The sequence below is a fragment of the Pseudomonas sp. KB-10 genome (assembly GCF_018221585.1).
Taxonomy (GTDB): Bacteria; Pseudomonadota; Gammaproteobacteria; order Pseudomonadales; family Pseudomonadaceae; genus Aquipseudomonas; species Aquipseudomonas yangonensis.
In genome coordinates this window covers 209797-221876 of the sequence record NZ_QYYB01000003.1, presented here as the reverse complement: position 1 = coordinate 221876, position 12080 = coordinate 209797, and the positions used below count along the sequence as shown (strand labels likewise).

The 12080-nt window shown below is 65.7% G+C and carries 10 protein-coding genes; 6 read left to right on the top strand and 4 right to left on the bottom strand.

Features of this window, described 5'->3' with window-relative positions:
* Window positions 1–8 precede the first annotated feature (8 nt).
* The 5 genes from DXK50_RS09550 to DXK50_RS09530 all read left to right on the top strand — a co-directional run bounded on the left by DXK50_RS09550 (window position 9) and on the right by DXK50_RS09530 (window position 4945).
* Window positions 9–1652 carry a methyl-accepting chemotaxis protein gene (locus tag DXK50_RS09550; RefSeq protein ID WP_212630154.1) on the top strand — a complete coding sequence of 548 codons (1644 nt, stop codon included), beginning with the start codon at window positions 9–11 and terminating at the stop codon, window positions 1650–1652.
* 10 nt (window positions 1653–1662) lie between these two features.
* Window positions 1663–2172 (top strand): chemotaxis protein CheW, encoded by a 510-nt coding sequence (locus DXK50_RS09545; protein ID WP_212630153.1) that lies wholly within the window; start codon window positions 1663–1665, stop codon window positions 2170–2172.
* On the top strand, window positions 2172–2981 hold the full coding sequence (locus DXK50_RS09540) for a CheR family methyltransferase (RefSeq protein WP_161866499.1): 810 nt from the start codon (window positions 2172–2174) through the stop codon (window positions 2979–2981). Before DXK50_RS09545 ends, DXK50_RS09540 begins: the two co-directional genes overlap by 1 nt.
* 22 nt (window positions 2982–3003) lie before the next feature.
* The gene (locus DXK50_RS09535) at window positions 3004–4107 is read left to right on the top strand and encodes a protein-glutamate methylesterase/protein-glutamine glutaminase (protein WP_212630152.1); all 1104 of its coding nucleotides are present in this window, start codon (window positions 3004–3006) and stop codon (window positions 4105–4107) included.
* 193 nt (window positions 4108–4300) lie between these two features.
* A complete protein-coding gene (locus DXK50_RS09530) occupies window positions 4301–4945 on the top strand; it encodes a response regulator (protein WP_161866619.1) in 645 nt (214 codons plus the stop codon).
* Here DXK50_RS09530 and yegS read toward each other — a convergent pair.
* Entirely contained in the window at window positions 4929–5855 is a 927-nt protein-coding gene (gene yegS / locus DXK50_RS09525; RefSeq protein WP_212630151.1) for a lipid kinase YegS, read from the bottom strand. The two genes, DXK50_RS09530 and yegS, sit on opposite strands and share 17 nt — an antisense overlap.
* A gap of 177 nt (window positions 5856–6032) precedes the next feature.
* On the opposite strand from yegS, the gene DXK50_RS09520 reads away from it, so the two are divergent.
* Window positions 6033–6731: a pirin family protein gene (locus tag DXK50_RS09520; protein WP_161866502.1), complete on the top strand. Its 699-nt coding sequence runs from the start codon at window positions 6033–6035 to the stop codon at window positions 6729–6731.
* Window positions 6732–6866: 135 nt separating this feature from the next.
* On the opposite strand, the gene DXK50_RS09515 is transcribed toward DXK50_RS09520, so the two are convergent.
* The 3 genes from DXK50_RS09515 to DXK50_RS09505 all read right to left on the bottom strand — a co-directional run bounded on the left by DXK50_RS09515 (window position 6867) and on the right by DXK50_RS09505 (window position 11967).
* Window positions 6867–8426 (bottom strand): FGGY-family carbohydrate kinase, encoded by a 1560-nt coding sequence (locus DXK50_RS09515; RefSeq protein ID WP_212630150.1) that lies wholly within the window; start codon window positions 8424–8426, stop codon window positions 6867–6869.
* A gap of 359 nt (window positions 8427–8785) precedes the next feature.
* Window positions 8786–10369: a glycerol-3-phosphate dehydrogenase/oxidase gene (locus tag DXK50_RS09510; protein ID WP_212630149.1), complete on the bottom strand. Its 1584-nt coding sequence runs from the start codon at window positions 10367–10369 to the stop codon at window positions 8786–8788.
* Window positions 10370–10371: 2 nt separating this feature from the next.
* On the bottom strand, window positions 10372–11967 hold the full coding sequence (locus tag DXK50_RS09505; protein WP_212630148.1) for an FAD-binding oxidoreductase: 1596 nt from the start codon (window positions 11965–11967) through the stop codon (window positions 10372–10374).
* Window positions 11968–12080 lie beyond the last annotated feature (113 nt).

Genomic DNA, 12080 nt, shown 5'->3' with positions numbered 1-12080 from the left:
AACCCACCATGCAATTCATCCGCAATCTCAAGATCGGCGTCAGGCTGATCGCCGGCTTTACCCTGGTGGTGATCCTCACGGTCGCCATCGGCATGATGGGCATTCGCAACCTGGCCGAAGTCAGCCATCTGTCCGACCGCATGTACGAGAACGACATGCTCGGCCTGAACGCGCTGCAGGAAGCCAACACCCAGCTGATCGTCGCCGGTCGCTCGCTGCGCGCCGCGCTGCTGGCCAGTGACGAGGCAGCACGCGACGCTGCCGCCAACCGCGCATTCAAGGCCCTGGGCGACACCAAGGCGCTGGTGGAGCAATCCAAGAACTCCTTCCTCACCGCAGAAGGCAAGGCCTACGTGGATCGTCTGGACGATCCGCTGAATGACTACGCCGTGCTGCTGGAGCAACTGCTTCGGTCCTACCTGGCTTCCGGCGCCCTGGCCACGGAAACCGGCATCAGCGCACAGATGCCCGAGCTGGCGCGCCGCGGCGAGATCATCGACAACCTGCTCAGCGAGGTGGTCGGCCACAAGCGCGAGCGGGCCCGCGATGCCAATCAGCAGATCAACCAGATCTACATCAGTTCGCGCACCCAGATGATCGTTCTGATTCTGATTGCCGCAGCGCTTGGCTTTGCCATCGGCATCTTCATCACCCGCTCCATCTCAAGGCCTCTGAACCGCGCGGTTGGCGTGGCCAACAGCCTTGCCGAGGGCGACCTGACGGTCAATGTCGAAGTCGACAGCCGTGACGAAACCGGCCGCCTGCTCGCTTCGATGCAACACATGACCGAACGTCTGCGCACCGTGATGGCCGACGTACGCAGCGCCGCCGACTCGCTGTCCTCGGCCTCCGAGGAAGTCAGCGCCACTTCGCAGTCGCTGAGCCAGGCGGCCACCGAGCAGGCTGCCAGCGTCGAGGAAACCACCGCGTCGGTGGAGCAGATGTCTGCCTCCATCGCGCAGAACACCGAAAGCGCGCAGATCACCGACGGCATCGCCGGCAAGGCGGCCAACGACGCCGTACAGGGCGGCCAGGCCGTGCGCGACATGGTCCAGGCGATGAAACAGATCGCCGACAAGATCGGCATCATCGACGACATCGCCTACCAGACCAATCTGCTGGCCCTCAACGCAGCCATCGAAGCGGCGCGTGCCGGCGACCACGGCAAGGGCTTCGCGGTGGTGGCGGCCGAGGTGCGCAAGCTCGCCGAACGCAGCCAGGTCGCCGCCCAGGAAATCGGCGGCGTGGCCAGCAACAGCGTGCACCTGGCCGAACAGGCCGGCGCCCTGCTCGACCAGATCGTGCCGAACATTCAGAAAACCTCCGATCTTGTGCAGGAGATCACTGCCGCCTCGCAGGAACAGAGCAGCGGCGCTGGGCAGATCAATATCGCCATGGGCCAGATGAACCAGATCACCCAGCAGAACGCGTCGGCCTCCGAGGAGTTGGCCGCCACCGCCGAGGAAATGAATGCCCAGGCCAGCCAGCTGCAGGAGCTGATCAGCTACTTCCGTCTGGGCTCCAGCAGCACGGCCAAGGCACCGCGGCGCGACGAGCGCGGCCCGAGCAACGTGCGCGAGCTGCGCCGCAACAGCGAACGCAAGACGCCCGCGGCCCCGGCCGATGAAGGCCAGTTCGTCAACTTCAACTGAGGCCCCTGGCATGAACAGTCTTCAAGCCGGCCAGCAGGCGGCGCCGCCGGATAGCGTGCAACATCTGTCGTTTCGTGTGCGCGATGCCCGCTACGCCCTGCCCATCGAACTGGTGCGGGAGATCATCGAGTACGGCCAGGTGACCACGGTGCCGATGATGCCGAGCTTCATCCACGGCGTGATCAACCTGCGCGGCAACGTGGTGCCGGTGCTGGACCTGGCCGCGCGCTTCGGCTTCGAGCTGACCCGCCCCGGCAAGCGCACCTGCATCGTGATCATCGAGCTCAATCTGGATGAACAGCAGCAACGCATCGGTCTGGTGGTCGATGCGGTCGACGCGGTGCTCGACATCGAGCCGGGCGAGGTCGAGCAGGCGCCGCCTTTCGGCGCCGGCATCCGTACCGATTTCATCGCCGGCATGGCCCGCGACAATGGGGGGTTTACCATCATCATCGACGTGCGTCGGGTACTGTCGCTCGACGATATCCGCCAGTTGAGCCTCGCCCAGCAGGCCAATTGATGCCCACCGGTAATCTGCCCAAGCTCAACGATCAGGATTTCCGCTTCCTCCAGCGCATGATGCTGGAGGCATCGGGCATCCGCATGGCCGAGCAGAAGCGCACCCTGGTCGCCGGGCGGCTGATGGGCCGACTGCGCTCACTGGAGCTGCAGGACTACAGCCAGTATCTGCAACTGCTCAATCGCCCCGAATCAGCGGATGAGCGGCGTACCGTAATCGACCTGCTGACCACCAACGAGACCTATTTCTTCCGTGAGCCGCAGCACTTCAGGGTACTGGGCGAGTGGGTAGCCAATCAGCGCCGCCCTCTGCACCTGTGGAGCGCGGCCAGCTCCTCCGGCGAAGAGGCTTTCAGCATGGCGATGACCGTGGCCGAGCACGCCCGCACTCAGGACTGGTCGGTATTTGCCAGCGATATCAGTCGCCGGGTGCTGGAGCGGGCACGCACCGCCACCTATTCCATGGACCAGGCCGGGCAGTTCCCCCCTGGCTGGCTCAAGCGTCATTGCCTACGCGGCGTGGAGGAAAGCGAGGGGTTGCTGCGCATCAGCCAGCCGTTGCGCCACCGGGTTACCTTCGCCGAAGTCAATCTGATGCGTCCTCTCGCCCATGGTATCGGTCCATTCGACGTGATCTTCCTGCGCAACGTACTGATCTACTTCGGCGCCGAGCAAAAGCGCGAGATCGTCACCCGCCTGCTCGAACGCCTGCGTCCGGGCGGCCTGTTGTTCATCGGCCACGCCGAAAGCCTGCACGGTTTCGGCCTGCCACTGCGAACCCTGCGCCCGTCGGTCTTCGAGCGCCAATGATGTCATTGCCTGGAGTGCCAAGATGGCCAGCGCTGCCCTGATCAAGGTATTTATCGTCGACGACTCGGCGCTGGTGCGCCAGGTACTGACGGCCTGCCTGGACAGCCATCCCGGCATTCAGGTGATCGGCCAGGCCGCCGACCCGCTGTTCGCCCTGGAGAAGATGCACAAGCAGTGGCCCGACGTGCTGGTGCTGGACGTGGAGATGCCGCGCATGGACGGCATCACCTTCCTGCGCAAGATCATGGCCGAGCGCCCCACGCCGGCGATCATCTGCTCCACCCTGACCGAGGCCGGCGCGGCTGTGACCCTGGATGCACTCTCGGCTGGTGCGGTCGGTGTGTTCACCAAGGCCAGGCTGGGCCTGCGGGAAAGCCTGCAGCAGATGTCCGGCGATCTGATTCGACAAATCGAGATCGCCGCGCGCAGCCAACCCCGCGCCATGCCACGCAAGGCCGTCGAAGCTGCCCCGGTCACGCCGCTGAAGAGCGAGCGCGCCGCGGCTGTCCACCTGACCACCACCGACCGGGTGGTGGCGCTGGGCACGTCCACGGGCGGTACCCAGGCCCTGGAAGTGGTGCTGCGCCAACTACCGGTCGACTGCCCCGGCATCGTCATCGTGCAGCACATGCCGGAGAAGTTCACCGCCGCCTTCGCCCAGCGCCTGGACAGCGTCTGCGCCATCGAGGTACGCGAGGCGCGACATATGGACCGCGTACGTCCCGGCCTGGCGCTGGTGGCGCCAGGTGGCCGCCACATGCAACTCAAACGCAGCGGTGCACAGTACTTCGTCGAGGTGATCGACGGACCGCCGGTCAACCGTCATCGCCCATCGGTGGACGTACTGTTCCGCTCGGTGGCCAGACATGCCGGGCACAACGCCCTGGGCGTGATCATGACCGGTATGGGTGATGACGGCGCACGCGGTCTGCTGTGCATGCGTGAGGCGGGCTCGCGTACCGTCGCTCAGGACGAAGCCAGTTGCGTGGTGTTCGGCATGCCCAAGGAGGCCCTGCGTATGGGAGCAGCGCAGAGCAGCGAGTCGCTGCAAGGCATCCCCAGGCTCATCGAGCAATTCGGGCGCAGCGACACGACCAGAAGCGACGGACGTCAGGCCCCGAACTGACATCGGCCGAGAATGGTCTACCCTGAAGCAGGGGCAGCCACTCGACTCTCACAGCCTGAATCTGGACCCAAGTCCCTATCACCATCGGTTGGCCGCTCACTCTGGAACCTCGGACATCTGTCCGACCGAAAAAGGAGCGCTCACATGTGTGTTGCTTTCCCCTTTTCCCTATCGCGGCCATGACGGTGCTGCCATGACCTGTCGCGTGCTGCTGGCGGACGACCATGCCCTCATCCGCGCCGGTGTACGCGCGATGATCCAGGACATCGCCGACTACACCATCGTCGGCGAGGCCGAAGACGGCAAAGAGACGGTGGAACTGGCTTGTGAACTGGAGCCCGACATCATCCTGCTGGACATTTCCATGAAGCGCGTCAGTGGCCTGGAGGCCCTGCAGGTACTCAATCGCCGTTCGCCGGATTGCAAGGTGCTGATCCTCTCCATGCACACCGGCCCCGAGGTGGTGCTCGAGGCCCTGCAGAAAGGCGCTCACGGTTATCTGCTGAAAGACGCCGCAGCGTTCGAACTGCGCATGGCGCTGGAGGCGGTGCGCCGCGGCGATCGTTACCTCAGTTCGGCCATCGTGCAACCGGTGATCGAGCAGGCGGTCTCCAAGGTCAATGCCCATTCCGAGCACGGCCTGACCCAACGCCAGCTGGAAATTCTGCGTCTGATCACCCGTGGCGAATCGACCCGTTCCATCGCCAACGGCCTTGGGCTGAGCGTGAAGACCGTCGAGGCGCATCGGGCGCAGATCATGAAGCGTCTACAGATCCACGACGTGCCCAGCCTGGTGCTCTATGCGGTACGCGAGGGCATCATCAGTCCGGACGACTGAGCGCGCGTTCAGACCGCTTCCCCAGCAGCGGACAAGCCGGTGGCAGGTGCAGACGCAGTGCCGCCGGACATGCCTCGAAACGCTGCTGCGTGCTTTGCGTGGGCTCCCCGTCAAGATTCAGATCCAGGCCTTCCAGTGCCTCCACCTCCAGCCAGGGCAGCCGCGCACTGATCGCAACGCTCTGCAAGCCATGCATGCCGCCAGTCAGCAGCGTGCCGAGCGTGCTCACCACGTCCTGCGCTGCGGGCACGATGCTGACATCCAGCAGGCCATCATCGATGGTCGCATCCGGGCAAAGCAGATGCCCGCCGCCGGCCTGACGGCCATTGCCGATACCGAGGGCGAGAAATTCGCCTTGCCATTCGAAGTCAGGCCCATGAAAACGGCCCGCAGCGGCACGCACTTCAGAGAAGCGGCTAAGCCCTGTCAGCAGGTAGGCGGCACCACCCAAGACTTTCTTGAGGTCTTCCGAGGTATTGGCCGTGACATTGGAGCCGAAGCCACCGGTGGCCATATTGAGAAAGGCGCGATCGCCGGCCATGCCGACATCCACCGCTACGGGCTCCACTTCCAGCAGCGCCAATGCCGCAGCGGGCGTCAGCGGGACGCCCGCTGCGTGGGCGAAGTCGTTGGCCGTACCCAGCGGCAACAGGGCCAGGCTGGCCTCACTGCGGGCCTTGACCAATGCCTCGACCACATCACGCAGCGTGCCATCACCACCACCAGCGATCAGGGTCGGGTAACCGGCCGCCAGCCCTTCGTGCACCAGACGTTCGGCATCACCACCTTCCCAGGTCAGACGCACCGCCAGATCCCAGCCACGCTCGCGCAGACCGTTCACCGCCGCCCTCACCTCCTCGTTCAACGCCTGCTTGCCATGCAGAATCAGCCAGGCCTTGCGCTCGCGCATCGCAGTCCTCCTTGAAACGGATAGACGAAAGACTAGTGCGTGCCTCCCGCCAAAATTAATCAAATAAATAGATAGTTAAACTGCAAATATTGCGCTTTTAAATCGATCAATCAAAAAGGAATATTTATCCATCGACATTGCACGGGACTGACCTCGTGCATGACTGGAGGATTGACCATGATCGATGTACGTCCGTTCGAACAACTCGGTGGCGCTCATCACGGCTGGCTGAATGCCCGCCACCATTTCTCGTTCGCTGAATACTATGACGCCGAGCGGATGAACTGGGGCCGCCTGCGCGTCTGGAACGACGACGAGATCGCCCCGCATTCGGGCTTCCCGCCGCATCCGCACCGCGACATGGAAATCATCACCTACGTTCGCGAAGGGGCGATCAGCCACGAGGACAACCTGGGCAACAAGGGCCGTACCGAAGCCGGCGACGTGCAGGTGATGAGCGCCGGCACCGGCATCGCCCACAGCGAGTACAACCTGGAGGACGAGACCACCAGGATCTTCCAGATCTGGATCCAGCCGAACCAGGCCGGGTTGCCGCCGTCCTGGGGGGCCAAGCCGTTCCCCAAAGGCGATCGCTCCGGAGCCTTCGTCACCCTGGCCAGCGGTTACGAGGAAGACGTCGATGCCCTGCGCATCCGCACTGACGCACGCCTGGTAGCGGCCACGATCAAGGCCGGGCAAAGCGCCGAGTACGTACTGCAGCCGGGTCGCAAGGCCTATCTGGTGGGCGCCACCGGCGCCTTCACAGTCAACGGCGTAGCGGCCAAGGCACGTGATGGCGTGGCCATCGCCGATGAAGCGCTGATCCGCGTCGAGGCCCAGGAAGACAGCGAGATCGTGCTGGTGGATGTCGCCTGATGCCAAACCAATCGCCCTCCGCTCTGGTGGGCGACTTGTTTTCTGTAGGAGGGGCTTTAGCCGCGATCCAGATAGCCTCGGTCGCGGCTAAAGCGGAGCGCCGCCCGGCCCCTCCCACAAATCCCTTCACTCAACTCACGCCGGATAACCGGTGATCTTGCGAATGCGCTGGTACAGCGGTTTGAGCTGACGGTACATGCGCTGATAGACCTGCCCGTAGAGCTGCTGGTAAACGCGCTGTGCCTCCGGGTTCGGCTGGAACACCTGGCCGACGCGGGTCATGGCGGCGATGGCGCTCGGGTAATCGGCGTGCAGCCCCAGGCCCACCGCGCAGTTGATCGCCGCGCCCAGCCCACTGGTCTCGTACAGATGCGGACGCTCGGCCGGCAGGCCGAAGATATCGGCGGTCAGCTGCATCGCCGCATCGCTCTGTGAGCCGCCACCTGATACGCGCAGGCGCTCGATACGGGTGCCGGCGCGCTTCTCGATGCGCTCCTTGCCCTGACGCAGGGCGTAGGCCAATCCCTCCAGAATCGCCCGATACAGATGCGCGCGGGTGTGCACGTCGCCAAAACCGATGATCGAACCCTTGGCCTCCAGGCCCGGCTCGCGGATGCCCGGCGTCCAGTAAGGCTGCAGCATCAGCCCCATGGAGCCGGGCGGCACTGCGTTGACCAGCTCGTCGAACAGCGCCTCGGGCGGCACGCCCAGTGCCTCGGCGCGCTGCATTTCGCGCAGGCCGAACTCGCGCTTGAACCAGCTGACCATCCAGAAGCCGCGATAGATCATCACCTCGGTGTTGAAATGATCCGGCAATGCCGCCGGGTAAGGCGGGATCAGCCGGATGGTTTCCAGATAGCGACTGCGTGTGGTGTTGATGGTCGCGGTGGTTCCGTAGGACAGGCAGGCCGTGCTGGCCTCCAGCGCGCCGGAGCCGAGCACTTCGCACGCCTTGTCGGCGCCGGCGGCAATCAACGGCAGGCCTTTCGGAATACCGGTATGACGGCTGGCGAAGGCCGTGATGCTGCCCAGTCGCTCGCCCGGCCTGTACAGCTCGGGCAGTTGCTCGGGGCGCACCTTCAGCGCCTGCCATTTCCAGTCGCCAGGCGCGGCCCAGCGCAGGCGCTTGTAGTCGAACGGCAGGTAGGCCACGCAGCTGCTGGTGGAATCGACGAAGCGGCCGCACAGGCGCTGGGTGAGAAAACCCGAGAGCAACAGCACCTTATGCGCGCGATTCGCGATGTCCGGCTGATGCTGAGCCACCCAGTTGACCTCGGCCTGGGCGCGGAAGTGATCCACCGCCTCCTCGGCCCGCGCCAGCTTGAACAGCCAGCCCCAGGGGCCCTTGATCCGTCCCTGCACCTCGGCGCGGCGCTGGTCGAGCCAGAGAATCGCCGCGCGCAGCGGCGCACCCTGCTCGTCGACATGGATGATGCTGCCACGCTGAGTGGTGACGGCGACGCCGCGGATCAGGCGGCGGTCGATATTCACCTGCTGCCACAGCAGCCGGCAGGCCTCGCCGAGGCTGGCCCAGTAGTATTCCGGGTCCTGCTCGGCCCAGCCCGGCTGGCTGGAGAAATAGGGGTCAAGCTCGACCTTGCCCTTGGCTAGCAGGTTGCCTTGGGTATCGAACAGCAGCGCTCGCACGCTCTGGGTGCCGTTGTCGATGCTCAGCAGGTAGCTTGGTTCGCTCAAGGTGTGGTCCTTTTGTTATGTCTCCCCTCTCCCATTTATGGGGCGTAAGCGGAAATAGCGAAGCACTGCTTCGCCCGCTGAAGCGCCCTGAGCTCTGCGAAGGGCTGGGGCGCAGAGCGGGGGCCGGGGGAGAGGGTGTTCCGTCTGAGCCAGGTGGCCTGCGAATAAACGCCTTCCCTCTCCCCAACCCTCTCCCGCAAGCGGGAGAGGGAGCTGATCGGAGTTGCCGCAATCTAGCTACGTAGCCCGGATGAAATCCGGGAGCTGCATCGTCGTTCATCCCCGGATTGCATCCGGGCTACAAGCGACAGGCCCGGGTAGCAGTGGATTGCCAGTGCCCACGGTGCACCCTACGCACGTCATTCGCTGTCATCCGGCAGGCTATAGCAACGCCGCCACAACGCCAGGTAATCCGTCTCTTCCTGCTGCCAGCGTGCATCGTTCCAACCCAGGCGCGGCTGGCACAGCGCGCGGATGCGCGGCAGTTCGGCGCGGCCGCCTTCGGCCAAGAGCAGGCCCAGGCGCGTGCGGCGCAGCAGCAGGTCGTCCAGGTGCAGCACCAGCTCGCCCTCGGCGGCCCAGGCCAGCTCGGCCCACAGGGTGTTCGTACCCGCGACGCAATCGCCGCCCACCTCGTCGATAAGACGCAGCACCTCGCCCAGCTGGCGGCCATGGCGGCCGGCCAGCCGGCGTTGCTGCGCCGGAGTCAATGCCGGCATCGGTGTCGGTGTACTCGAAGCGAAGACCGCGCCGCCCTGATCGTCCACCGCTTTGCCGACAAAGCCCGCGCAGGCGCGCAGTACCTCCAGCGCCAGCAGGCGAAAGGTGGTCAGCTTGCCGCCAGCCAGGGTCACGCTGCCTGGTTCGATCCATAACGCGTGTTCGCGCTTCTCGTCCGAGGGTTTCAGCCCGGCGCTGCCATCGCTCACCACCGGGCGCACGCCGGCCCAGGTCGACAGCACGTCGCCGCGCGTCACTTCGGCGCACGGAAATTGCTGGGCACAGGCGGCTAGCAGGTAATCGACCTCCTCCTTGCTGATCGCCGCCTCGGTGTCCAGATCGTCCGCATGATCCAGATCGGTGGTGCCGATCACCGTCGCGCCCTCCCAGGGGAAGACGAACACCGGCCGGCCATCGGCTGCGTGCATAAAGCTGAAGGCATGCGCCACCGGCAGGCGCCAGACCGGCAGCAGCAGGTGGCTGCCGCGCAGCGGACGGATGCGGCCATTGCCAGGCTGACGCAGGCGATCGGCCCAGGCGCCGGTAGCCTGGGCCACGGCGCGGCTGCACAGGCGGTAGCGGTTGCCCGTCTCGATATCCTCGGCCAGTACGCCAACCACACGCCCCGCCTCGCGCAGCAGCTCGACCACACGCATGCCATTGAGCGCCTCTGCACCTTCGGCTCGCGCTTCGCCCAGCACGCGCTGCACCAGGCGGGCATCGTCGGTCACCGCGTCGAAGAAGCGCGTGCCACCGAGCAGACCATCTTCACTAATGCCCGGCGCCAGGTAACGCAGCTGCTGCAGCGGGTAAAACAGATGGTTGCGCTTGCCGGCCAGGGCGTCGTACAGGCTCAGCAGGCCGCCGAATACCTTCGGCCCAGGGAAGCCGCCGCGGTAATGCGGCATGACGAAACTCAGCGGCTCCACCAGCCCCGGCGCCTCGCCGAGCAGGCGCTGGCGCTCGCGCACCGAGTCGCGGGTCAGCCCCAGCTGGCCCTTGGCGACGTAGCGCAGGCCGCCATGGACCATCTTCGACGAGCGACTGGAAGTGCCCCAGGCGAAGTCGCGCTGCTCCAGCAGCAGGCAACGCCAGCCACGCCGCGCCGCCTCCCGCAGGATGCCGGCGCCGCAGATGCCGCCGCCGATCACCAGCAGATCCCAGTCATACGCGGCCAGCTCGGGCAGCGCACGCTCGCGCCAGCGGGCGTTCCAAAGTTCCATGCTCAATCCTGCAACAGCACGCCGGGAGCCAGGCGCTGCTCCGGGTCGAAATGCGTGGCCAGGCTGCGCAGCGTAGCCATGCCCAGCTCGCCCTTCTCCGCCGCCAGATAAGGTGCGTGGTCACGACCGACGCCGTGCTGATGGCTGATGGTGCCGCGATTCTCGGCGATGGTGCGGCTGGCCGCCGCCTTGAGCCGCTGCCAGCGCGCCATCGCCTCGGCGTAGTCGGCGCCGGGGCGGAACACGTAGGTGGTGTAGATGCTCGAACCCTCGCCGTAGACGTGCGACAGGTGGGTGAACACGTGCACCCGCTCGCCCTCCCCGGTCAGCTCGTCACGCAGGCTGGCCTCGACCTTGTTCAACAGGTTGTCGACGTTGGACCAGTCGGTGGCGGTTTCCAGGGTGTCCACCAGGTAGCCGCGCTCCCACAGACCGTGACGCAGATAGGGGAAGCGAAAGCGGTTGTGCTCCCACTTCTTGCCCAGCAGGGTGCCGGTGAACACCCCGCCAAAGCCTTTCAGCAGGCGCCGCGTCTGTTTCAGCGAGGCGGCGTTCTGTACCCGGCTGCCGGTGACACCGAAGGTCAGCATGCATTTCTCGTCACGGGCGCCGCGCAGCGCCAGGTACTTCTCCAGCAGGGCGATCTGCTGGGGATGGCCGGCCAGGGCCAGCTGGGTACGGGTTTCGATGGCGTTGGACAGGCGCAGCATGGACAGCGGCACGCGCGCCTGGGCCAGCGTACGAATGGCGCTCAGCGCCTGCTGCCAGCTGGGCAGGAATACCGCATAGAAACGCTCCTGCTCGGCCAGGCGACTGATGCGCACGCGCACCTCGGAGATCACCCCGAAGCGCCCTTCCGACCCCAGCACCAGCTCGCGCAGATCGGGGCCGGCGGCCGACGCCGGGAAGGTGGGAATCTCCAAAGTGCCGGCGAAGGTTTCCAGCTTGCCGCCGGCGAACAGTTGCTCGATGCGCCCGTAGCGCAGCGACTGCTGACCGCTGGAGCGGCTGGCGACCCAGCCGCCGAGGGTCGACAGCTCCCAGGACTGCGGGAAGTGGCCCAGCGTATAGCCGCGCGCGCGCAACTGGCTTTCCACCTGCGGGCCGTTGGCGCCAGGGCCGAAGGTGGCGATCAGGCTGTCCTCGTCGATATCCAGCAGGCGCGTCATGCGCTCCAGCGACAGGGTCAGCACCGGGCGCTGCCCGGCCTGCGGGTTGATGTGGCCGGCCACCGAGGTGCCGCCGCCGTAGGGGATCAGGGTGACGTCATGCTTCTGTGCCCAGGCCAGCAGCTCGCGGATCTGCTCGGCGCTTTCCGGGCAGGCGACGCCATCGGGAAACAGGCCGAACTCGCCGGAGCGCATCGCCAGCCAGTCCGGCAGGCTCTGGCCACGGGCATGGCGCACGCGCACTTCGGCATCAACGCTGATCAGCGGATGCGGGGCCAGACGCGAGGCCGGCACGCGCGCCAGCACGTCCTGCAGGCTGGCGTCGGCCAGGCGCTGCCCCGGCCCGATCAGCTCGGCGAGAAAGGCCTCGCCATGGGCCGGCAGTTCCACTTCGGTCGCTTCGTCTCCCCATCCGTTCCAGCGTCGCATCGCATTCCCCATTCCGATCAGCACTTATGGCTGCCTATACTAGCCAGCCGCCGATTTCCGTCACTGTCGAATCGGGACAGGCCATATCGCCAATCAAGACAGGCCTCGCAGAA